General features: G+C 70.9%; 20 protein-coding genes and 2 tRNA genes. 8 read left to right on the top strand and 14 right to left on the bottom strand.

Annotated features, from left to right (window positions below):
- Positions 1-8: 8 nt before the first annotated feature.
- Positions 9-1,019, top strand: coding sequence for a ribosome small subunit-dependent GTPase A (gene rsgA, locus J2N69_RS24705; protein ID WP_127911080.1), 1,011 nt, complete (start codon positions 9-11; stop codon positions 1,017-1,019).
- A 143-nt stretch (positions 1,020-1,162) separates the two neighbouring features.
- Positions 1,163-1,486, top strand: a complete 324-nt coding sequence (locus tag J2N69_RS24700) for a DMT family transporter (protein WP_127911081.1) — start codon at positions 1,163-1,165, stop codon at positions 1,484-1,486.
- 13 nt (positions 1,487-1,499) lie between these two features.
- Here J2N69_RS24700 and J2N69_RS24695 read toward each other — a convergent pair whose 3' ends face one another.
- Positions 1,500-2,102 carry a TetR/AcrR family transcriptional regulator gene (locus J2N69_RS24695; RefSeq protein ID WP_230902673.1) on the bottom strand — a complete coding sequence of 201 codons (603 nt, stop codon included), beginning with the start codon at positions 2,100-2,102 and terminating at the stop codon, positions 1,500-1,502.
- A 143-nt stretch (positions 2,103-2,245) separates the two neighbouring features.
- Between J2N69_RS24695 and hisN the strand changes: the two genes are divergently transcribed.
- Together hisN and J2N69_RS24685 are read left to right on the top strand one after the other, a co-directional pair.
- Positions 2,246-3,046, top strand: coding sequence for a histidinol-phosphatase (gene hisN, locus J2N69_RS24690; protein ID WP_127911082.1), 801 nt, complete (start codon positions 2,246-2,248; stop codon positions 3,044-3,046).
- Between the two features lie 194 nt (positions 3,047-3,240).
- Positions 3,241-3,645, top strand: a complete 405-nt coding sequence (locus tag J2N69_RS24685) for a CBS domain-containing protein (RefSeq protein ID WP_230902672.1) — start codon at positions 3,241-3,243, stop codon at positions 3,643-3,645.
- Positions 3,646-3,738: 93 nt separating this feature from the next.
- On the opposite strand, the gene J2N69_RS24680 is transcribed toward J2N69_RS24685, so the two are convergent.
- A complete protein-coding gene (locus tag J2N69_RS24680) occupies positions 3,739-5,190 on the bottom strand; it encodes a catalase (protein ID WP_127911084.1) in 1,452 nt (483 codons plus the stop codon).
- Positions 5,191-5,337: 147 nt separating this feature from the next.
- Here J2N69_RS24680 and J2N69_RS24675 point away from each other — a divergent pair, with 147 nt between their 5' ends.
- A complete protein-coding gene (locus J2N69_RS24675) occupies positions 5,338-5,754 on the top strand; it encodes a Fur family transcriptional regulator (RefSeq protein ID WP_230902671.1) in 417 nt (138 codons plus the stop codon).
- A 142-nt stretch (positions 5,755-5,896) separates the two neighbouring features.
- Here J2N69_RS24675 and J2N69_RS24670 read toward each other — a convergent pair.
- The 4 genes from J2N69_RS24670 to J2N69_RS24655 form a co-directional block, all read right to left on the bottom strand.
- Positions 5,897-5,970 (bottom strand) — tRNA-Met (locus J2N69_RS24670).
- Positions 5,971-6,649: 679 nt separating this feature from the next.
- On the bottom strand, positions 6,650-8,503 hold the full coding sequence (locus tag J2N69_RS24665; protein ID WP_230902670.1) for a tetratricopeptide repeat protein: 1,854 nt from the start codon (positions 8,501-8,503) through the stop codon (positions 6,650-6,652).
- Between the two features lie 239 nt (positions 8,504-8,742).
- A tRNA-Met gene (locus J2N69_RS24660) sits at positions 8,743-8,816 on the bottom strand.
- 50 nt (positions 8,817-8,866) lie between these two features.
- Positions 8,867-11,872, bottom strand: coding sequence for a UPF0182 family membrane protein (locus tag J2N69_RS24655; protein ID WP_230904856.1), 3,006 nt, complete (start codon positions 11,870-11,872; stop codon positions 8,867-8,869).
- 147 nt (positions 11,873-12,019) lie between these two features.
- On the opposite strand from J2N69_RS24655, the gene J2N69_RS24650 reads away from it, so the two are divergent.
- Positions 12,020-12,559 (top strand): PPA1309 family protein, encoded by a 540-nt coding sequence (locus tag J2N69_RS24650; protein WP_167516036.1) that lies wholly within the window; start codon positions 12,020-12,022, stop codon positions 12,557-12,559.
- A 127-nt stretch (positions 12,560-12,686) separates the two neighbouring features.
- Here the strand turns inward: J2N69_RS24650 and J2N69_RS24645 are convergent, their stop codons facing one another.
- The 4 genes from J2N69_RS24645 to J2N69_RS24630 form a co-directional block, all read right to left on the bottom strand.
- Positions 12,687-13,775, bottom strand: coding sequence for a YlbL family protein (locus J2N69_RS24645; RefSeq protein WP_230902669.1), 1,089 nt, complete (start codon positions 13,773-13,775; stop codon positions 12,687-12,689).
- Between the two features lie 88 nt (positions 13,776-13,863).
- Positions 13,864-14,034 (bottom strand): hypothetical protein, encoded by a 171-nt coding sequence (locus J2N69_RS24640; RefSeq protein ID WP_167516019.1) that lies wholly within the window; start codon positions 14,032-14,034, stop codon positions 13,864-13,866.
- 152 nt (positions 14,035-14,186) lie between these two features.
- Entirely contained in the window at positions 14,187-14,651 is a 465-nt protein-coding gene (locus tag J2N69_RS24635) for a molybdenum cofactor biosynthesis protein MoaE (protein ID WP_127913062.1), read from the bottom strand.
- A 335-nt stretch (positions 14,652-14,986) separates the two neighbouring features.
- Positions 14,987-16,099: an SDR family oxidoreductase gene (locus J2N69_RS24630; RefSeq protein WP_230902668.1), complete on the bottom strand. Its 1,113-nt coding sequence runs from the start codon at positions 16,097-16,099 to the stop codon at positions 14,987-14,989.
- Between the two features lie 191 nt (positions 16,100-16,290).
- On the opposite strand from J2N69_RS24630, the gene J2N69_RS24625 reads away from it, so the two are divergent.
- On the top strand, positions 16,291-17,754 hold the full coding sequence (locus J2N69_RS24625; protein WP_230902667.1) for a zinc-dependent metalloprotease: 1,464 nt from the start codon (positions 16,291-16,293) through the stop codon (positions 17,752-17,754).
- Positions 17,751-18,284 carry an NUDIX hydrolase gene (locus tag J2N69_RS24620; RefSeq protein ID WP_230902666.1) on the top strand — a complete coding sequence of 178 codons (534 nt, stop codon included), beginning with the start codon at positions 17,751-17,753 and terminating at the stop codon, positions 18,282-18,284. Before J2N69_RS24625 ends, J2N69_RS24620 begins: the two co-directional genes overlap by 4 nt.
- Before the next feature lie 98 nt (positions 18,285-18,382).
- On the opposite strand, the gene J2N69_RS24615 is transcribed toward J2N69_RS24620, so the two are convergent.
- From J2N69_RS24615 to J2N69_RS24600, 4 genes are all read right to left on the bottom strand, one after another.
- Positions 18,383-19,138, bottom strand: coding sequence for an AIM24 family protein (locus J2N69_RS24615; protein WP_230902665.1), 756 nt, complete (start codon positions 19,136-19,138; stop codon positions 18,383-18,385).
- A gap of 16 nt (positions 19,139-19,154) precedes the next feature.
- A complete protein-coding gene (locus J2N69_RS24610) occupies positions 19,155-19,835 on the bottom strand; it encodes an AIM24 family protein (protein ID WP_127913057.1) in 681 nt (226 codons plus the stop codon).
- 11 nt (positions 19,836-19,846) lie between these two features.
- Entirely contained in the window at positions 19,847-21,535 is a 1,689-nt protein-coding gene (locus J2N69_RS24605; protein ID WP_230902664.1) for a TerD family protein, read from the bottom strand.
- A gap of 117 nt (positions 21,536-21,652) precedes the next feature.
- Positions 21,653-22,276 carry a M48 metallopeptidase family protein gene (locus J2N69_RS24600; protein ID WP_127913378.1) on the bottom strand — a complete coding sequence of 208 codons (624 nt, stop codon included), beginning with the start codon at positions 22,274-22,276 and terminating at the stop codon, positions 21,653-21,655.
- Positions 22,277-22,327 lie beyond the last annotated feature (51 nt).

The raw sequence follows: 22,327 nt of genomic DNA, 5'->3' as shown, positions 1-22,327 counted from the left end.
ACGAGAACATGCGCCGCTACGGCAAGAACCCCGACGAGGACGACATCCGCGTCCGCCCCAACCGCAAGGGCAACCGCCCCCGCACCCACATCAGGCCCAAGCACGAGGACGCCGCCGAGGGCATGGTCCTCACCGTCGACCGCGGGCGGCTCACCGTCCTGGTCGACGACCGGATCGTGATGGCCATGAAGGCCCGCGAGCTGGGCCGCAAGGCCGCCGTGGTGGGCGACCGGGTCGCGGTGGTCGGGGACCTGTCCGGCAAGAAGGACACCCTCGCGCGCATCGTGCGGATCGGCGAGCGCACCTCCGTCCTGCGGCGCACCGCCGACGACGACGACCCCTACGAGCGGGTGGTCGTCGCCAACGCCGACCAGCTCGCCATCGTCACCGCCCTCGCCGACCCGGAGCCGCGCCCGCGGCTGATCGACCGGTGCGTCGTGGCGGCGTACGACGGCGGCCTCGAACCGATCCTCGTGCTGACCAAGTCGGACCTGGCGTCGGCCGACAAGATCCTGGAGACGTACGCCACCCTCGACATCCCCTACGTGGTCACCAGCCGCGAGGAGTTCACCGACGGCGCCGAGCTGGCCCGGGTGCACGAACTGCTCGACGGCAAGATCACGGCCTTCGTCGGGCACTCCGGGGTCGGCAAGACCACGCTGGTGAACGCGCTGGTGCCCGAGGAGCGGCGGCGTACGACGGGCCACGTCAACGCGGTCACGGGCCGCGGCAGGCACACCACCACTTCCGCGCTCGCGCTGCCGCTGGCGGATGTGGGCGGCTGGGTGATCGACACCCCTGGCGTGCGGTCCTTCGGCCTCAACCACGTCGACCCGTCGCGCGTCATCCTCGCCTTCCCCGACCTGGAGCCGGGGACGGTGGACTGCCCGCGCGGGTGCAGCCACGACGAGAAGGACTGCGCGCTGGACGCCTGGGTCGCCGACGGCCACGCGGACCCGCAGCGCCTGTACTCCCTGCGCCGGCTGCTGGCCACGCGCGAGCGGCGCGAGGACGACTGATCTGCCGGTCGCCGCGATGACCTCCCCGTTGTTTGCGCCCCCCGTGGCGCAGGTAAATGCATAATCGCACCAAGCCGGGTCGATCGGGCCGAGCCGGGCGAAGCGGTCGCGGAACGTGGACGAGTGCGGGAGGCAGGGGACACATGGCGTGGCTGCTGGTCATCGTGGCGGGGATTCTGGAGACCGGCTTCGCGGTCTGTCTGAAGCTCTCGCACGGCTTCACCAGGCTCTGGCCGACGATCGCGTTCGCCTGCTTCGCACTCGGCAGCTTCGGCCTGCTCACGCTGGCGCTGAAGAAGCTGGACGTCGGGCCGGCGTACGCGGTCTGGACCGGCATCGGCGCGGCGGGCACCGCGATCTACGGCATGATCTTCCTCGGTGACCTGGTCTCCACGCTCAAGATCGTCTCGATCTCGTTCGTCATCATCGGTGTGGTGGGACTCCAGCTGTCCGGCTCGGCGCACTGAGCGCACCGCGCGCTCACCGCCCCGCCACCCACCGCCCTATGGCCCCGCGGACCAGCTCCGCGGGGTCGTCGTCGTCCCGGGCGGGCGCGACGATGTAGGACAGGGCGAGGCGAAGGGCGCTCTCGCAGGCCAGGGCCAGCTCCGGGTCCCCGCCCCGGCCCCGGCCGCCGAGCGCGGCCACCGCTCGGTCCCGTACCAGCCCGAGCAGCTCCGCCGACGACGGCGTCCCCGCGTCCGCCCGGCGCTGCGCGGGCACCGACGACGTGGACCCGGCGACCCTGCTCGGCACGGGCAGCCGTTCGCTCCAGCAGCCGGTGAGCGCGGCCCGCACCAGGGCGTTGGCGCGCGCGGCGCCCACTGTCCAGGCGGCCACGGCGGCCAGCCGCTCGGCCGGCTCGCGCTCCTGGGCGAGCGCGCGGTCGACTCCGCGCAGGTAACCGTCGGTCTCGCGGCGCAGCAGGGCGCGCGCCAGGCCTTCCTTGCTGCCGAACTCGTTGTAGAGGGTCTGCCGGGAGAACCCGGCGCCGGCCGCGACGTCGACCATGCGCACCCGCGACCAGGGGCGCCGGGCGAGCGCCGCGCCGGCCGCGTCCAGTAAGGATTCCCGTGCTGGCATCGTCGCCTCCCCGGGCCGACGCGGTTCCGGCTGCCAGGGTTGACGCGCTCGGATGCACTGTCAAGGGCTCCGGCGTGAGCCCGCGCAAGGGCGTGCGATATGGCGCTGTGGCTCGGGGGGAGGGAGATCGATACTGTTCACCCATGCCCGACTACCACGATGATCTGCGTCTCGCCCACGTCCTCGCGGACGCCGCCGACGCCCAGACCATGGGCCGGTTCAAGGCTCTCGACCTCAAGGTGGAGACCAAGCCGGACATGACGCCGGTGAGCGAGGCCGACAAGGCGGCCGAGGAGCTGATCCGCTCCCAGCTCCAGCGCGCGAGGCCGCGGGACGCGATCCTCGGCGAGGAGTACGGCGTCGAGGGCACGGGACCGCGCCGCTGGGTGATCGACCCGATCGACGGCACCAAGAACTACGTACGCGGTGTCCCGGTCTGGGCCACGCTCATCTCCCTGATGGAAGCGGTCGAGGGGGGCTACCAGCCGGTGGTCGGCGTCGTCTCCGCGCCCGCGCTCGGCCGCCGCTGGTGGGCGGCGAAGGGCGGCGGCGCCTACACGGGGCGCAGCCTCACCTCGGCGACCCGGCTGCACGTCTCGAAGGTCTCCCGGCTCTCGGACGCGTCCCTGGCGTACTCCTCGCTCTCGGGGTGGGAGGAACAGGGCCGCCTGGACGGCTTCCTGGACCTCACGCGGGCGGTGTGGCGGACGCGGGGCTACGGCGACTTCTGGCCGTACATGATGGTGGCGGAGGGCGCGGTCGACCTCTGCGCGGAGCCCGAGCTGTCGCTCTGGGACATGGCGGCGCCCGCGATCGTGGTCACCGAGGCGGGCGGCAGCTTCACCGGCCTCGACGGCAGGCCGGGCCCGCACAGCGGCAACGCCGCGGCGTCGAACGGCCTGCTCCACGACGAACTGCTGGGTTATCTGAACCAGCGCTACTGACCCTCCCCCGTGCGGATGTTCCCCTCGCGCACCCCGAACTGACCTCGCACGCCCCCTTGTTGGGCTCCGCTCCGGCTGCGACATTGAGAGTCCCCCCACTTGTGAACTTGTGAATCCTTTCTCCAAGCAGGGAGCGGAGGCAATCCTTCGCCCACCGGGAGACCGTGGATTCACCAAGGAGGTGGCTCACGCCCATGCTCGTCCGCGACGCCATGAGCACGGTGGTCCTGACCATCGGCCCGACCCACACCCTGCGCCAGGCGGCCAGGCTGATGTCCGAGCGCCGTGTCGGCGCCGCCGTCGTCCTCGACCCCGACACCTGCGGGCTGGGGATTCTGACCGAGCGCGACGTCCTCAACTCCGTGGCCCTCGGCCAGAGTCCGGACACCGAGACCGCGGGCGCCCACACCACGACCGACGTCGTCTTCGCCACCCCGGCGTGGACCCTGGAGGACGCGGCGGACGCCATGGCGCACGGCGGCTTCCGGCACCTGATCGTGCTGGAGGCGGGCGAGCCCACGGGCATCGTCTCGGTCCGCGACATCATCCGGTGCTGGGCCCCGGTCCGGCGCGCGGCGGCCCAGGAGCTGGCGGTCTGAGCGGTCGCCCAGCGGTCGGCGGGAGCCGGAGAACGGCGACGGGCCGGACCCCGAGGGGTTCCGGCCCGCCGTCTCGACGACAAGTGGTACTGGTCAGCCGCGCAGGGCCTGGACCGCGGCCTCCAGCCGCTTGCCGAAGTCGCCGTCCGCCTGGCGGAAGTTGTTGATCGCGCGCTCGGCGATCTCGTCGCGCGAGACCTTGGCGATGAAGCCCGACAGGTTCTCGATCAGGCGGTTCTTCTCGTCCTCGGTCATCAGGCGGTAGAGGTTGCCCGCCTGCACGAAGTCGTTGTCCTCGGCGTGCCGCGGCGTCTCGTGGGTTCCGGTGCCGCCCGTGACCGGGACGGACCCCCACAGCGGCCGGTCCGTCTGGAACGGTCCGCCGAAGCTGTTCGGCTCGTAGTTCTTCGCGCCCTTGTGGCGGCCGTCGTACAGGAAGCCGTCACGGGAGTGGGTGCGCGCCTCGGTGGCGTGCGGGCGGTTCACCGGCAGGTGGTCGGCGTTGATGCCGACGCGGTAGCGGTGGGCGTCGCCGTACGCGAAGAGGCGGCCCTGGAGCATCTTGTCCGGGGAGGGACCGATGCCCGGCACGAAGTGGGCGGGGCTGAAGATGGCCTGCTCGACCTCGGCGAAGACGTTCTCCGGGTTGCGGTTGAGCTCCAGCTTGCCGATCTCGATGACCGGGTAGTCCGCGTGCGGCCACACCTTGGTGAGGTCGAACGGGTTGAAGCGGTACGTCGCCGCCTCGGCCGCCGGCATGATCTGCACGCCCACGGTCCAGGTCGGGTACTCGCCCCGCTCGATGGCCTCGCGCAGGTCGCGCTGGTGGGAGTCGGGGTCCTCACCGGCGAGCTTGTTGGCCTCGGCCTGGGTGAGGTTCTTGATGCCCTGGTCGGTCTTGAAGTGGTACTTGACCCAGAAGACCTCACCGGCCTCGTTGTTCCACTGGAACGTGTGCGAGCCGAAGCCGTCCATGTGGCGGTACGAGGCGGGGATGCCGCGGTCGCCGAAGAGCCAGGTCACCTGGTGCGTCGACTCCGGGCTCAGCCCCCAGAAGTCCCAGACGTTGTCCGCCTCCTGCGAGCCCGTGTACGGGTCCCGCTTCTGGGTGTGGATGAAGTCGGGGAACTTGATGGCGTCCCGGATGAAGAAGACCGGGGTGTTGTTGCCGACGAGGTCGTAGTTGCCCTCTTCGGTGTAGAACTTCAGCGCCCAGCCGCGCGGGTCGCGCACCGCGTCGGCCGCGCCGAGGTTCCCGGCCACGGTGGAGAAGCGCAGGAACGTCTCGGTCTGCTTGCCGACCTCGGAGAGGAACTTGGCCCGCGTCCACTGCGTGACGTCACGGGTGACGGTGAAGGTGCCGTAGGCGCCCGCGCCGCGAGCGTGCACGACGCGCTCCGGGATGCGCTCGCGGTTGAAGTGGGCGAGCTTCTCCAGCAGCAGCTGGTCCTGCACCAGAACCGGCCCGCCGGCGCCCGCGGTCTCGCTGTTCTGGTTGTCGGCGACCGGCGCCCCGGCCTCCGTGGTGAGCGGTCCCTGCGTCACGTGCGCCTCCTGCGTATTCAAAGCCTGCGGGTCCTGTCCCTTGGCCAATGCCGTGCCTGATCCTACAATGGACTCTGTCTAAGTCAAGCAACCATCCAAAGTCACACCCGTTCGGGACTGGCTCCCCTGCCTGTTAGGCTGGTTTTCATGAGTGACCTGTTGGAACGACTGCGCGGACGCGGCTGGCGCATGACCGCACAGCGGCGCGTCGTGGCCGAGGTCCTCGACGGGGACCACGTCCACCTGACGGCGGACGAGGTGCACGCCCGCGCCGCGGACAAGCTGCCCGAGATCTCCCGGGCGACCGTCTACAACACGCTGGGCGAGCTGGTGAGCCTCGGCGAGATCCTCGAGGTCTCGACGGACCGCCGCGCGAAGCGGTACGACCCGAACGCCCACCGCCCCCACCACCACCTGGTCTGCGCCCGCTGCGGCGCCATCCGTGACGTGCACCCCACGGGCAACCCCCTGACCAGCCTCCCCGACTCCGAGCGCTTCGGCTTCACGGTCGAGGGCGTCGAGGTCACGTACCGCGGCGTCTGCCCGAGCTGCGCGGCGGCGTAGCGCCCATTTTTCGTACGTCACTGAAGGGCCCGGCACCGAAAGGCGCCGGGCCCTTCGGCGTGCGGCGGCCATGCGAGGCTCGGCATCGCGCACGCACGCCGAAGGCCCGGAATCCATTCGGATTCCGGGCCTTCGGTTTCAGTAGCGGGGACAGGATTTGAACCTGCGACCTCTGGGTTATGAGCCCAGCGAGCTACCGAGCTGCTCCACCCCGCGTCGGTGAACACAACACTACGTCAGGGCTACGACCAGCGCAAATCCGTTCCGGGGTGGCGGGGGGGGCGGGCATGGTGCCGAGGACATGACCCGCCCCACGCCGGGGTAACCGCCTCCGGCACCATGACCACCCCCCTGGGGCGGCTGCGTCGCCGTGGCACGGTCATGTCCTCGCGGCGCGGACACGTCCCCGTGGCGCGGACACGTCCTCGTGGCACGGTCACATCCCCGTGGCGCGGACACGTCCTCGTGGCGCGGTCCGTCGCCGCGGCGCGGTCACATCCTTGCAGCGCGGACACGTCCTCGTGGCGCGGTCCGTCGCCGCGGCCCGGTCCGTCGACGCGGCGCGGTCACATCCTTGTGACGCGAACACGTCCGCGTGGCGCGGTCACATCCCCATGGCGGGGACACGTCCTCGTGGCGCGGGGCGCGCCCCCGTGGCGCGGGCATGGCCCCGTGGCGCGGGTCGCGCCCTCGTGGCGCGAGCATGGCCCCATGGCACGGGTCGCGTCCTCGTGGCGCGGTTACGTCCCCGTGGCACGGCCACGCCCTCCTGGCGCGGTCACGTCCCCATGGCGCGAGTCACGTCCCCACGGCGCGGGTCATGTCCTCGTGGCGCGGCCACGTCCCCGCAACGCGGACACGTCCCCGTAGCGCGGTCACGTTCCCCGCAGCGCGATTACGCCGACAGTTCCTGCCGCAGTGCCTCGCGCAGGCGCCCCGCCCGCTCGGCGACCTCCGCGGGGCCCAGCTCTACCGCTCGCGACGCCCACCGCTGCCCCTGCGCCAGCTGCCCGCGCCGGGCGTAGAGGAGGGCCAGCCGCAGGGCCGCCCTGCCGTGCCCGGCGTCGGCGGCCCGCGTCCACCACAGGGCGGCTTCCGGCTCGCTCCCCTCGCGGGCGAGCAGCAGCCCGAGGTTGAACGCGCCGTTGCGGCTGCCGGCCTCCGCGGCCTTGCGGTACCACCGCGCGGCCTCGACGACGTCACCCCGCCCGGCGGCCAGCATGCCGACTCGGACCTGGGCCCGGCGGTGCCCCTGCTCGGCCGCGCGCTCGTACCACTCCTCGCACTCCGTCTTCTCCGCCGCGGGCTCACCGAGCGCGGGCGGCGCCGCCGCGGGGCGCCGCGCGTCGAGCAGCGTGCCGAGCCGGTACGCCGCCTCCGCGCTGCCGCCCCCGGCCGCGCACCGCAGATGCCGCTCGGCCTCCTGCTCGTCGCCCTCGCGCAGCCGCGCGGTGCCGACCTGGAGGGCGGCGTCGGTGTGCCCGTCGGCGGCCGCGCGCTCGTACCAGCGCAGGGCCGCGGCCTCGTCACCCCTGCTCGCGTAGAGGATGCCGAGGTTGAACGCCGCGTCGACGCTGCCCGCCTCGGCGGCCTTGGAGAACCACGGCTCGGCGCCGGCCGCGTCCCCGCCCTGGAGCAGCAGCACGGCCAGGGCGTTCGCGGCCTCGCGGTGCCCGGCGTACGCGGCGCGGCGGTACCACTGGTCGGCCTGCGCGGTGCGGCCCTGCTCGGCGCAGAGCAGCCCGAGGTTGTACGCGCCGTTCACGTCGCCCGCGTCCATGGCGGCGCGGTACCACCGCTCGGCGGTCTGCGTCTCGCCGCGCTCGGCGTGCAGCGCGCCCAGCGCGTTCGCGGCGTTGCCGTCGCCGTCCTGCGCGGCCTTGAGCCACCACACGGCGGCGCTCTCCTCGTCCCCCGCGTCCCGCAGCAGGAAGCCGAGCGCACAGGCAGCCCGGGACTCGCCGTCCTTGGCGGAGTTGAGGTACCAGCGGCCGGCCTCCTTCAGCTCGCCGCGGTGCTCCAGGATCGCGCCGAGGTGCAGCGCGGCCCGCCGGTGGCCGCGCGCGGCGGCCTGGCGGTACCACTGCTCGGCCTCACCGGCCGGGGTGCTCACGTCCGCACGCCCGGCGCGCGCGGCGCGGCGGACCGGCACGGGGCCCTCGCCGCGCTCGGCGGGCTCACCGCGCTCCGCCGCCGCCCGCCGGTCGAGCGCACGGGCCAGGCGGTACGCGGCCTCGCGGTGGCCGCGCTCGGCGGCGACCCGCATCCAGCGCTCGGCGCCGACGTCACCGCGGTGTTCCAGGAGGTCCGCGAGCGCGTACGCCCCGAGGGTGTGGCCCTGCTCGGCGGACTGGCGCAGCCAGTACTCGGCGGCGGGCTCGTCGCCGCGCTCGCGGTGGTACCGGCCGAGCGCGTGCGCGGCCGCGGCGGAACCGGCGACGGCGGCGACCCGCCACCAGCCGGCCGCCTCGTCCGCGTAACCGCGCTGGTGAAGGAGGACGCCGAGGTTGTTGGCGGCGGCGCGGTCGCCCTCGGCGGTCGCCGCGCGCAGCAGGGATTCGGCCCCGTCGAGATCACCGCGGCGCAGCAGAAGGCTCCCCAGGACGCTCATCGCGTCGACGTCCCCGGCCTCGGCGGCCAGCCGATGGCGCATCTCTTCGGCGGCCGTCCCGGGATCGTCCTCCCGGTCGGCCGCCTGCACAAACCGCCCTGTATCCAACAGAGTTGCCTTGTCCCCCATAACGTCCATCGTCGCACCACCTGCAACCTGGGTATACCTGGTATACCGCAGCCAGTGAGGTCACTTCAGCGTTTTGTCGACATGCCCACAGAGAGATAAGTGAAACACAGATCCCCCAACTCTCCCCCGTCACCGCGCCGTTCACTTGACTTGGCATAGGACACCCGCACACGACCGGCATCGGCCCATGGCACACGACGAAGGCCCGGATCGATCCTTATGGATCGATCCGGGCCTTCGTCTTGCAGTAGCGGGGACAGGATTTGAACCTGCGACCTCTGGGTTATGAGCCCAGCGAGCTACCGAGCTGCTCCACCCCGCGCCGTTGTGTTCAAACCGTACCACGGCGCGAGGTGGCGCTCTGACCAGCTGCTAGCCGCCGCTGCCGCCCTCCTTGTCGGACGCCTTGTCGCCCTCCTTGTCGGAGGCCTTGTCCGCGCCCTTGTCGGCACCCTTCTCCGGGCTCTTGTCGGCGTTCTTGTCCGCGCCGTCGGCGGCTTCCTTCTCCGCCGCCTTGGCCGACGCCTCCTCGGCCCGCTCCAGTGCCTCCTGGAGCCGCTCCTGGGCCTCGCCGTACTTCTTCCAGTCGCCTTCCTTCATGGCCTTCTCGCCGTCGTCGAACGCCTTCTGGGCGTCGTCGAGCGCGGCCTGGACCGTCGGGTCGTTCGTCCTGGGCGGCTTGGTCGGCTCGTCCGTGTCCGCGTCCCCGTCCTGGTCCTGGGCCGGCGGCTTCGTGCCGCCCGCCGCGCCGAAGACCTGATCGAGGCCCTCGCCCAGGGAGTCCGCGAAGACGGTCTCCGTGCCGTACGACACGGCCACCTTCTTCAGCAGCGGATACGCCGACTTGCGGCCCTGCACATAGACGGGTTCGACGTAGAGGAAGCCGTCGTCCAGTGGCACGGTCAGCAGATTGCCGTAGAGGACGTCGGAGTCGGCGCCCTTCATGTCGCGGACGAAGGTGCCGACCTCCTTCATGGAGTTCAGCTTGTTCTGGACCTGTTCAGGGCCGTCGACGTCGCCGGTCACTCTCAGCAGCTTCATCTTGCCGTAGTTCTTGCTTCTGGCATCGGCGTCGACCGTCATGAAGGCCCGCAGGTTGGGCCGCTCACTCGGGGTGAACGTCGTCGTCAGCGCGAACTGCTGCCGGTCCTGACCCGGCGCCTTCAAGGACAGGTAGTACGGCGGGACCGCGCTGTCGTCCTTCTTCGTCGGGTCGTTCGGCACCTGCCAGGCGTCACTCGCGTTGTAGAACTGCCCGGGGTCCGTGACGTGGTAGAGCGTCAGCAGTTCACGCTGGACCTTGAACATGTCCTGCGGGTAGCGCAGGTGGTCGTTGAGCGCCGAGGGGATCTCGCTCTTGTCCTTGACCGTGCCCGGGAACGCCTTCTTCCAGGTCTTCAGGACCGGGTCCTTCTCGTCCCAGGTGTAGAGCTTGACGTCACCGGTGTACGCGTCGACGGTCGCCTTCACCGAGTTACGGATGTAGTTGACCTGGTTCTGCTGGGCGATCACCGTGCGCTGACTGTCCGCCTGCGACAAGGAGTCAGCCGTGGTGTCACCGAGCGTGGTGCGCGAGGCGTACGGATAGCCGTTGGTGGTCGTGTAGGCGTCGACGACCCACTGGATGCGGCCGTCGACCACCGTCGGGTAGACGTCGCCGTCGATCGTCAGCCAGGGGGCCACCGCCTCGACGCGCTCCTTGGGGGTGCGGTTGTAGAGAATCCGCGAGCCCTCGCCGATCGCCCCGGAGTACAGGATCTGGGGCTCTCCGAAGGAGACCGCGTACGCGGCACGGTTGATCGGGTTGGAGAGGTTGACGCCGCTGTCGCCCTTGTAGCTGTACGTCTTCTGGCCGCCGTGGTCCTCTTCGTAGTCGAGCTCCTTCTGGGGCCCGCCAACGATCGAGTACTGCGTCGTCTTCTCGCCGTAGTAGATCCGCTGCTCGTACTTGCCGAGGTTGCCCTTGGTGGGCAGCCCGGACTCGGTGAACGCGGGGGCGCCCTTGGAGCCCTCCTTGGTCTCCGTGCCCTTGGCCGCGACGACGCCGTAGCCGTGCGTGTACGCGAAGTGGTCGTTGATCCAGTTCCGCTTGTCGAGCTTGTTCACGTTCAGCTCGCGCAGACCGACGATGGTGTCCTGGCCGTTGTAGCGGTCCACGTCGAGTGTCGTCGGGAACTGGTAGTAGCTGCGCTCCTGCTCCAGCTGCTGGAACGTCGGCGAGACGATGTTCGGGTCGTTCAGCCGGTAGTTGGCCGCCGTGTCGGCGTCCTCGCGCTTCTTCCGGCGGTCCTCGTCGACCCTGCCCGCGCCCCGGTAGTCCTCGGGCTTCACACCGCTGATGCCGTAGGCGTCGCGGGTGGCCTGGATGTTCTTCTCGATGTAGGGCGCTTCCTTGGCCTGCTCGTTCGGCTGGACCTGGAACTTCTGGACGATCGCGGGGTAGAGCCCGCCGATGAGGATCGCCGAGAGGACCATCAGGCCGAAGCCGATGACCGGCAGCTGCCAGGTGCGGCGCCACAGCGTCGCGAAGAAGAGCAGGGCGCAGATGACGGCGATGCAGAACAGGATCGTCTTCGCCGGCAGGTAGGCGTTGGCGTCGACGTACCTCAGGCCGGTCCAGTTGCCCGTCGCCTTGAAGTCACTGGACTTCACCGCGAGGCCGTACCGGTCGAGCCAGTACGCGATGGCCTTGAGCGAGACGAAGACACCGAGCAGCACCGAGAGGTGGCCGGTCGCCGCCGCGGTCGCGCGCGCGCCGGGGCTGGTGATCCGCAGTCCGCCGTACAGGTAGTGCGTCAGAGCGGCGGCCACCAGGGAGAGCACCGCCGCCGCGAAGCCGAAGCCCAGCAGGAAGCGGTACCAGGGCAGGTCGAACGCGAAGAACGACACGTCCATGTGGAACTGCGGGTCCTTCTGGCCGAAGGGCACGCCGTTGACCCACATGAGCCAGGTGCGCCACTGTCCCGCCGCGGAGGCGCCCGCGATCAGTCCCACCAGGGCGGTGACCCCGATCAGCAGCCACTTCTTGTAGGGGGCGATGCCCATGCGGTACCGGTCGAGGCTCTGCTGCTCCATCGACATCGCGCTGAGCGGCGGGCGCAGCCGGTGCGCCAGCCAGATGTTCACGCCGACCGCGGCCGCCATGAGGAGGCCGAAGAAGAAGAACAGGCCGATCTTGGTCCACAGGGTCGTCTTGAAGACCGAGGAGTAGTTGACCGAGCGGTACCACAACCAGTCCGTCCAGAACCCGGAGAACATGACGAAGGCCATGGCCAGCACGGCCAGCACGCCCAATGTCATGAGCAGGGTCCGGACGCGACGGGAGGGTCGGCCCACTCTGATCCGTGGCCCCGTCGGGCCTCCGCCGCGGTCCGGCATCTGGAAAGCCAAGGTGCGCACCTCGAAGTTCGCTGTTGATTCGTGTTGGTCCGTCAGGCCCCCGAGATCGCGGACCCACACCTATGCAACTTACTCACGCTTTACTCGGTTCCCGATTCTGGGGACGAACGAGGCAGGATTGTGACCATGTCCAACACTCCCATGGCAGCGAGCCCCCTCACCCGGGCCGTCCTCGAGATCGACGAGTACGTCTCCGGCCTCGGCTGGGACCGGCCCGCCCGCCTCTTCGCGCTCGTCGACACGGCGCGACTGCGCACCCAAGAACCCGGCCTCGCCTCCCAGCTCGGCCTCGACGACGGCGTGGAACACGCCGGTTTCACCCCCATCGAGCAGGAGGAGATCCCCGCGGACAAGCCGCTGGACGAGTTCCTCGGCACCATCGCCTGGCCGGACGCGGTGACGGGCTGCGCCCTCACGGTGGAGCGCCTGATGCTGCCGCCGTCCGCCGAGACGTCCGTACCCGAGGGCCTGAGTGAGGCCCAGCTGGCGAAGTGGGTGGCGAAGCACCCCGACCGCCAGGAGGTCCGCATGACGGTGGCGGTGCTCCGTGACGGGGCGCGCGAGTCCGCGCTGCGGCTGCGCGAGAAGGACTCGCCGACCGAGGTCCTCACGGGCTCCGACCTGGTGCCCGGCCTCGCGGACGCCCTGGCGGCGACCTTCGCGTAGCGCCCGCGTCCGCACGTACGCGCGCGGGTGGGTGGCGCCGAGCGGTGCCTCCACCCGCGTACCGGCGTACGGCTGTCCCGCCTCCCGGGCCGAGCCGCTGCTTCGCGGTGCGTTACTTCGTGGTGCGTTACTTCGCGGTGCAGCTCGGCAGGGCGTCGGTGTCGCCCTTGCGGATCTTCTCCAGGGACTTCACGGCGTCGTCGATGGTGTCGACCTTGACCAGGGTGAGCCCGTCCGGGACGTCGGTCGCGGCCGCCGCGCAGTTGTCCTTCGGCGTCAGGAAGTACTCGGCGCCCTTCTCGCGCGCACCGACGGTCTTCATCTCGATGCCGCCGATCGGGCCGACCTTGCCCTTTTCGTTGATGGTGCCGGTGCCGGCCACGAACTTGCCGCCGGTCAGGTCCTTCGGCGTCAGCTTGTCGACGATGCCGAGGGCGAACATCAGTCCGGCGCTGGGACCGCCCACGTCGGCCAGCTTGATGTCGATCGTGAACGGGAACGTGTGGTCGGTGCCCGCCTCGATGCCGACGACCGCACGGTCGCCGCTGTCCGCCTTCTTCGTCGTGATCGTGATGTTCTCGGTCCTGGTCGCCTTCTTGCCCGACTTCTCGGCGGCGGCCGCTTCCTTGACCGGGACGACCGTGAAGGTCACGGTTTCGCCGGGCTTGTGCTCGGTGACGAGCTTGGCGACGTCCGTCATCTCCTTGACGGGCTTCCCGTCGACCTTCTGGATAACGTCCCCCGCGTGCAGCTTGCCCTCGGCCGGGTCTCCCTTGAAGACGGTGGCGACGATGACCTGGGACTCCACCGGAAGCTTCAGTTCCCTGAGCGCCGCCACCTTGGCGCTCTCCTGGGACTGACTGAACTCCTCGGCGTTCTCCTGGGTGGACTGCTGTTCGGTCTTGCCGTTCGGGTAGAGCGTGTCGTGCGGCACCACGATGTTGTCGTGCGCCAGCCAGCCGTAGACGGCCTCCGCGAGGTTCATCTTGTAATCGGCGCTGGTCACCCTGACGGTCGTCATGTTGAGGTTGCCACTCGTGGGGTACGTCTTGTGCCCCGAGATCTGCAGCACCGGCTCGCCGTCGTGATCACCGAGGGTGTTCACCGTGGGGCCCGGGGACATCTCCGAGTAGGGCACTTTGCTGAGCACTCCGGCGCAGAGCAGCGCGATCAGCATCAGGGTGGAGGCGAGCATCGTCGCAGTGCGGCGTGGCATGGAACGACAGTACGGGACAGGCCCATCGCCGCACCTGTGGGGCCGGTCCGTACGGGGACACGGCCACCGCGGCTCCCGGAGCGGGACGTCACGTACCGGAGCGGGACTTCTCCATCGCCTCACGGAAGGCGGCGTAGCCGTTGAGCTCCACGTTGTCGCCGGTCCTGCCGGACTTGCGGTTACGGGCGGCCCAGCCGCCCCACAGTCCCGCCCCGACGGCCGCCAGCAGCGGAATCAGCAACCAGGCAAGTGATGCCATGTCGAACTCCCGACCCCATGAGCGACCACAACTGACTGATCAGCAGATTAATCATCCGCAAGGTCAACGCTCGCGGCAGGGGTCGGGTTACGCAACCGGAGCCGCACGATTCGTCACAGGGACCGGGGCCGAGCCCTCCCCGGGAGCGGGTCTCAACAGGCGCCGACCCACTCCTCCTTGCCGTCGGAGAACCGCTGGTGCTTCCAGATCGGCACCTCGTGCTTGAGGTCGTCGATCAGCTTGCGGCAGGCGTCGAAGGCCTCGGCGCGATGCGGGCAGGAGACCGCCACGACCACCGCGAGGTCGCCGACCGCGAGATCACCGACGCGGTGCACGGCGGCCAGGGCGCGCACCGGGAACTCGGCGACGACCTTTTCGGCCACGCGGCGCATTTCGGCCTCGGCGGTCGGGTGCGTCGAGTAACCCAGTTCGTCGACGTCGGCGCCGCCGTCGTGGTTGCGCACGGTCCCCACGAAGAGCGCCGTGCCACCCGCCGCGTCGTCGCCGACGGCCCGGAAGACCTCGTCCAGGGAGAGCGGGGTGTCACGGATCGCGAGAAGGCGAATCGGTTCCTGCGCGCCCTGCTCGCCCGGATGGTCCATCGTGGTACGTGCCATGCGGCCATGGTGCCGCACGCAGCCACGACACGGAATAGGACATCCATACAGCGGCCCGGCCCACGGCCAGGCATTCCACACGGCACCGACCCTGGCTGCGGACAGACAGTTCCGCATGGCGGCTCCCATCCCTCGCTGTGGGCAGGCGTTCCGCACGGCGGAACGGGTGGGCACAGCGCCGGCTGCCGGGTGCGGTTAAAGAGGCGGCCCGCCAAGGCACCTGCGCGGAGCCCACAGCAGGGCAGCGCCTACCAAGCTGCCTACGGAGTGCACAGCAAGGCGGCGCCCGCCAAACCGCCCACAGGGTGGGCAGCACGACGGCACCACCCCAACCCTCAGATCCGCCGCCGCGCCTTCCGCGCCCTCCGCACCACCGCCGCCGCACCCAACAGCGCCACCGTCGCCCCCGCGGCCCCCGCCGCCGTCGCGTCCTTGCGGCCGAGCCGCCGCCCGGCCACGGTCCGCCGTCCGGCGACCTCCTCGAGCAGCTCCGCGAGGACCTCCTCGTTGGTCCACTGCGGCCGCCACCCGGCATCGTGCAGGCGGCTGACACTGACCACCCAGGGATACATCGTGTAGGCGAGGTCACCGGCCGGCGACGGGGTGAGCCCGATGCGGTGCAGCCGGGCCGCCGCGCCGAGCGCGACCGCCGAGGGCAGCTCCATCCGGCGGATGCCGCTCAGCTCCTCGACCTCCTCCTGCTCCAGCCAGCCGTCACACCCCACGGCCAGCTCGCCGTCGACCTTCTCCAGGACGGCGTACTCCAGGGCACTGCACAGATCCTCGACGTGACAGAACTGCCAGGCCGGCCGGGAGCCCGCCACGACCAACAGGCGGGGCGACTCGAAGTAGCGGGTCAGCGCCGTGTCGGTGCCGCCCACCAGGATCGCGGGCCGTACGACGGTGACGTTGAGCCCGGGGTGCGCGCGCGGCGCCCGGCGGGCGAGCCGCTCGACCTCCAGAAGGTCACCGACCCCGGTGGCCTCCGCGGTCGCGCGCAACTCGGCGTCTTCGGAGAGGGGCAGTTCGTTCTCGGGCAGCGCTCCGTAGACCATCGCCGAGGTGCACAGGACGACACGGTGGACGCCCGCGGCGGCAGCGGCGGTCAGGACGGTCTGCGTGCCCCGTACGTTGTACGCCGTACGGGCCGCGCCATCGGTCTCCAGGTCGAGATCGAGCGCCAGGTGCACGACGACGTCCGCGCCGCGCAGCCTCTCGGCGATCGCCGGGTCCCGCACGTCCAGGATGTGCCACTGGACCTGCGAGGAGTCACCTCGGCGCTCGTCGATGGCGATGACCTGCTTGATCTCCTCCGAGGCGGCGAGGCGCTCGGTCAGCAGCGCGCCCACGCCGGAGGCGGCGCCGGTGACGGCCACGACGGGGCCACGGGCGGGCGGCGGGGTTGACGGGTTTCGCGCTGCGCGAACCTGTGGATCTGGGGAACTCACCGGGCGTCTCCAGCGGTTGTCTTCAGTACGTACGCGAATGACGCGTACGTACCAGGTGGCATCCATCCTGCCGCAGGCCACCGGTCGGCGAAGCACCGAGGCCCGAACCCGTCACGGTGTCTACGCTGGGTGGTGTTGTAGGGCAGCCGCCGCCGGAACGATACCGGCGGCCTGACGAGCCGAGGAATCCCGTGAGTGACACCCCATTCGGATTCGGCCTTCCGCCGGAGGAGCCGGAAGACGGCGACGAGGGCAAGAAGAAGGAATCCCCCGGACAGGGCCAGGGCGGGGGGCAGGGTGCCGCCGGTGGCCCCGGCAACCCGTTCGGTTTCGGGTTCCCCGGCGCGGGCGGCCCGGGCGGCGGGGACAACCCGTTCGCCGCCATGTTCGGTTCCATGAACCCGAACGACCTGGGGGCCGCCTTCCAGCAGCTCGGCCAGATGCTCTCGTACGAGGGCGGCCCGGTGAACTGGGACATGGCCAAGGACATCGCCCGCCAGACCGTCTCCCAGGGGACGGCGGACGGCGTCAAGGACGCCAGCGTCGGCCCCGCCGAGCGCTCCGCCGTCGAGGAGGCCGTGCGCCTGGCCGACCTGTGGCTGGACGACGCGACGTCGCTGCCGTCCGGGTCCGGCACGGCCGTGGCGTGGAGCCGCGCCGAGTGGGTCGAGGCGACCCTGCCGGTGTGGAAGGAGCTGGTCGACCCGGTCGCCGAGCGCGTCGGCCTCGCCATGGGCGACGTCCTGCCCGAGGAGATGCAGGCCATGGCGGGCCCGCTGATCGGCATGATGCGCTCCATGGGTGGCGCCATGTTCGGCCAGCAGATCGGACAGGCTGTCGGTGTCCTCGCCGGTGAGGTCGTCGGCTCCACCGACATCGGTCTGCCGCTCGGCCCCTCCGGGAAGGCCGCGCTCCTCCCGGTGAACATCGAGACGTTCGGCAAGGACCTCGGTATCGACAAGGACGAGGTGCGGCTCTACCTGGCGCTGCGCGAGGCCGCCCACCAGCGGCTCTTCTCGCACGTCCCGTGGCTGCGCTCGCACCTGTTCGGCGCCGTCGAGGGGTACGCCCGTGGGATCAAGGTCGACACGGCCAAGCTGGAGGACGTCGTCGGCCAGCTCGACCCGCAGAACCCCGAGCAGCTGCAGGAGGCCCTGCAGCAGGGCATGTTCCAGCCGGAGGACAGCCCGGCCCAGAAGGCCGCCCTGGCGCGCCTGGAGACCGCGCTGGCGCTCGTGGAGGGCTGGGTGGACGCCGTGGTGCACGCCGCGGCCAAGCCCCGTCTGTCGTCCGCCGACGCCCTCCGGGAGACGCTGCGCCGCCGCCGTGCCTCGGGCGGCCCCGCGGAGCAGACGTTCGCCACGCTGATCGGCCTGGAGCTGCGCCCGCGCCGCCTGCGGGACGCCTCGCGCCTGTGGGCCTCGCTCACGGACGCGCGCGGTGTCGACGGCCGCGACGGCCTGTGGGAGCACCCGGACATGCTGCCGACGGCGTCTGACCTGGACGACCCCGACGGCTTCGTCCACCGGGAGCAGATGGACTTCTCCGAGCTGGACAAGATGCTCGGCGAGGCCGCGGGCGGCGGTTCCTCCGCGAAGCCGGACCTCACGAAGGACGAGCGCGACGACCAGTCCCCGGAGGACGGCGGCAAGTGAGCCTCTACGACGACGCCGTCCTCGTCCTGAAGGGGTACGAGGGACGGGGCGGCCAGGCTGAGCTGCGCCAGGCCTATCTGGACCACCTGTCCACGCACGGGGACGACGGCATGTGGAAGGCCTGCACCGCGGGCCATGTGACGGCGAGCGCCCTGGTGGTCGACCCGTCGCGCGGGCGGGTCCTGCTCACCCTGCACAAGAAGCTGCGGATGTGGCTCCAGATGGGCGGCCACTGCGAGCCGGGCGACACGTCGCTGGCCGCTGCCGCGCTGCGCGAGGCCACGGAGGAGTCCGGTGTGCCCGGTCTGACGCTGCTCCCGGGCGGCCCGGTCCGCCTGGACCAGCACCCGATCCCCGGGCCCTGCACCCAGCATCTCGACGTGCAGTACGCGGCGCTCGCCCCGGCCGACGCCGTCGAGGCCATCAGCGACGAATCCCTGGACCTGCGCTGGTTCGCGTACGACGAGGTGGCGTCCGTGGCCGACGAGTCGGTCGTACGCCTGATGGAGGCGACGAGGGCGCGCCTGTAGAGCGCCTTCTGGGGACGCGCCCCCGAAGGGGCGCGGGGAACTGCGCGACCAGCCACCGCCGGCTCGCGGTTCCCCGCGCTCCTGTAGCCCCGTGGGGCTCAACTCCAGACGTTCCCCTGGTTCTGCTCCCGGGCCCCTTGCTGGCCCACCCCGAACTGCGCTTGAGTGCCCCGCCCGATGACCGCGTTCTGCGGCGGCAGCATCTCGCTCGGCTGGACGAGCGCGTACCCCTGCCCCATGAAGCTCAGCTCCCAGCCCTCGCCGGTGTTGCCGCGGCGCCGCCAGACGCCCGAGGAGTGGGTCTGGGCCTGCATCTGCACCCGCAGGCCGTTGGACCAGGCGACGACGGCGTCCGCGTCCGCGTTGACGTACCGGTCGGGCGTGACCTGGAGCATCAGCGGCTGACCGGACGTCATCAGGGCGACCTTGCCCCGCCCGGAGATGTTGAGCTGGTACTTGCCCGAGCCGGAGATGCCGTACTGGCTGTCCACGGCGATGACCTGGTGGGTCAGCGACGAGTCCATCGCGAGGACGTAGCTGCTGTCCACGGTCAGGCCGTCCTGGTCCACATCCACCACGTGGATGTACTGGGCGAGGTTGGCGAAATAGACGGTGCCCTGGCCGTGGCAGCGCATCAGGTCCAGGCCCTCACCGGTCTGCGCGCGGGCACGCTGGCTGCCCTGGCTCTGGTACTCGGCGTCGAACTCGATCATCCCCTGATAGGCGACCATGGCGCCCTTGCGGGCCAGGACGTCGTCGTGCCCCTCCAGGGCGACCCGCAGCAGCTGCGGGTTCTGGACGGAGTAGCGCTCCTGGGTCTGCTGTTCTGCGTGTGCGAAAAGCGGGCTCTGCATGGTGTGTTGCTCCCCCTCAGCCCCGGGCTCGGAGACGGTCGGTGCTGTCCTCACTGGGCTGTACGACGACGATGCCCTCTCCGGAGAAGCCCATCTGGTAGGCCTCGCCACTGCCGCGCCCGATGAGGGAGCCGGCCTTGAAGCTGCGCTTGCCCTTCACCTTGAGGTTCGGGGACCAGGCGATCAGGGCGTCCGGGTCGACGTACGTCTCGTCCTCGCCGCGACCGCAGTCGACGACGATGGGCGTGCCGCGGGAGGTCAGCGCGACCCATCCCTGGCCGGAGATCGTGATGTTCCACAGGCCCTGCCCGGCGAACTTGGCCATGCCCTTGACCCGCTCGACGCCCCACTGGAGGGACGCGTCGAAGGCGAGCAGGTTGGTGCCGTTCACCGAGAGGGAGTCGCCCGCCAGGTTGATGACGACGACGTCCGCTCCGTAGTCGGCGAGATAGAGCAGGCCGTCTCCGGAGCACTTCATCAAGGGCGCGCCCTCGCCGGTCATCCACTCGCGCGCGACCTGGCGGACGGCGGGCGGGTTCGGCTCGTACTGGACGAACCCTTCGTAGGCGACCATCGAGCCCACGCGCGCGAGGAGGTCGTTGCCGGTCTGCATGGCGACCTTGACCATGTGGTGGCCGTGGTTCTCCATGCGGGCGGTGACGGGTGCGGGGGCGAAGCCCGCGAGTTGCTGGTTCATGACGGGCTCCCTCAGACCTCGTACGGCTGGACGACGATGAAATTGCCGGGCGCGCCACGGAACTGGAGGTTCACGCTCTCCCCCGTGGAGCCCGCGTACGCGTTGCTGCGCAGCCGCACCTGGCTGGAAACGATCGCCTGCGCGGCGGCCGACCAGGCGACGACGGCATGGCAGTCGGCGAACGTCGTCGGCGTGACAGGCAGCACGACGGGCACACCGTGGGTCTTCACGATGACGGTGCCGTTGCCCTGGAACTGCATGACGAACAGTGCGCCGCCGGGGATGCCGTGGCCCTCGATCCTGCGCACCTCGTGCTGGAGGGACTCGTCGAAGGCGAGGACGTTCTCCGCGGAGACGCAGATCGCGTCGCCCTGGAGTTCGATGGGGTGCAGGTGCGTGCCCTTTTCGGCGAGGAAGACCTGGCCGCGGCCGGAGCAGCGCATCAGCTGCATCTCCTGGCCGGTGGCGTTGCCGACGATGCGGCCGGCGAAGCCCGCGCCCTTGTAACTGAACTCGACCTTGCCCTGGTAGAGCACCATGGAGCCCTGGCGGGCGAGGATCGGCTGGTCGGCGACGCCGAGGTCGACGCGGATCAGCTTCTCGTTCTGCTGCGTCCAGCGCTGGCCGGTGGGGGCTTCGCGGTACTTCTGGAGGGCGGCGGCGACACCGGCGCCCTGAGGAGCCGCACCTTGCGGGGCTCCCTGGGGTGCCGGGGGCCGGCCGGGGAACTGACCGCTCGGCGGCTGCTGACCGTAACCGGGAGGCATGGGGGCCTGCGGCATCGGGGCGTGCGGCTGCTGGCCGTAGCCCGGCGGCAGGGGCGCGGTCTGGCCGGGAGCCTGCTGCTGGCCGGGCATCTGGCCGTACTGGGGCTGCTGCGCGGGCTGCTGACCGGGCTGGCCGTACGGCGCCGGCGCGGGCGGCAGCGTGCCACCAGCCGGCTGGTGCACCGGCGCCACGATGGTCTGCGCGGTGTGCACCGGCGGCTCGGCCGGGGCGGGCGCCGGGGGCGGCGTGGCGCCCTGCGGCGGCGCGAAGCTCTGCACGGGGGCGGGCGCAGGTGCCGCCGGGGCCGGGGCGGCGGGCGCGCCGAACGCGGGCGGGGCCGCGGCCTGCGCCGGGGGCGCGAAAGAGGGCGCTGCGGCTTGCGGCTGCTGGGGCGCGGGCTCCTCCTCGGCGACCTCGCCGCCGAAGTTCCGCAGGAGGGCCTCGAGTCCGCCGTCGAAGCCCTGGCCGATCGCGGCGAACCGCCAGACGTCCTTCAGGTAGAAGTCGCCCAGCATGACGGCGCGCTCCGTGGAGAACTCCGCGCCGGTGAAGGCGTAGCGCGCCACTTCCTCGCCGCCCGCGACGATGCGGATGTACCCGGAGGCGACCTGCGACATCTGCCCGGCGCCGTCGATCGTCGCCGTGAACGAGAGCCGGTGGATTTGCTGCGGGATACGGTCGAGCGTCACGCGGAAGGACTCGGTGTCGCCCGCCTGCGCGCCCAGGAGCTGGATCGACTCCTCGGGGGACTTCGGCTGGTTGAAGAAGATGAAGTAACGGTCGTCCGACAGTCGCTCGCTCGCGTCGAGGCCGAAGCAGCTGATGTCGAAGGTCAGCCCGGGAGCCGAGATCTGCACGCCTACGTACAGATCGGTGCCCGCGGTGAGGTCACTGATCTTGGCCTTGTGGCCGCGTTGGAATTCCCTGGCCATACGTAACGACCGTCCCCCATCCCGAATGTGAATGCGTCGCGCCAGGCTAACCGCAAAGTCTGACAGCGAGCGAAGCCGGTACAGACCCGCTACACAACGGTGGGACGCGGCGGACGTTCACTCCTCGCGGGCGGCGGGCAGATGCGGCAGCCGCCCGGCGGCGACCACCCCTTCGAGGTAGCCCCTGGCCCTTTCCGTCCGCGGATAGGCCTCCAGCAAGCGCCAGAAACGGGGCCCGTGCCCGGGGACGAGGAGGTGGGCGAGTTCATGGACGAGGACGTAGTCCACGACGTACTCCGGCATGCCCTGAAGCCGGTGCGAAAGGCGGATGCTGCCCTCCGACGGGGTGCAGGACCCCCAGCGGGTGTTCTGGTTCGTGACCCAGCGCACGGAGGCGGGTCTCGCGCGGCCGTCGAAGTACTGGTCGGAGAGCCGCTCGGCCCGCTCGCAGAGCTCCGCGTCACCGAGGAGCCGCTTGCTCTCCTGTGCCGCCAGCTTGTCGAGCATCACGTTGACCCAGCGCTGCTCCTCCGCCTCGGACATGCGGGCGGGGATGAGGACGACGGTGCGGTCGCCCTCGCGGTACGCCGAGACCGTACGGCGCCGGCGGGCGCTGCGTCTGACCTCGACCGCACTGGGGCCCGCGCCGGAGGGCGGCGGACTGGTCGTGCTGCGCTGCGGAGTTCCGGCGCGACGCGCTGAGGTCTCCCCAGCGACGCGAGAGGACGGGTCGGCGGGCACGCCCCGACGTTACCCGCTGGGCGTGGGGGAAGTCCCGCCTCCGGGACGGTT

The organism is Streptomyces huasconensis, from assembly GCF_021028635.1.
Lineage (GTDB): Bacteria > Actinomycetota > Actinomycetes > Streptomycetales > Streptomycetaceae > Streptomyces > Streptomyces huasconensis.
The sequence above is the reverse complement of the archived record's forward strand: the minus strand, read 5'-3'. Positions and strand labels throughout refer to the sequence as shown.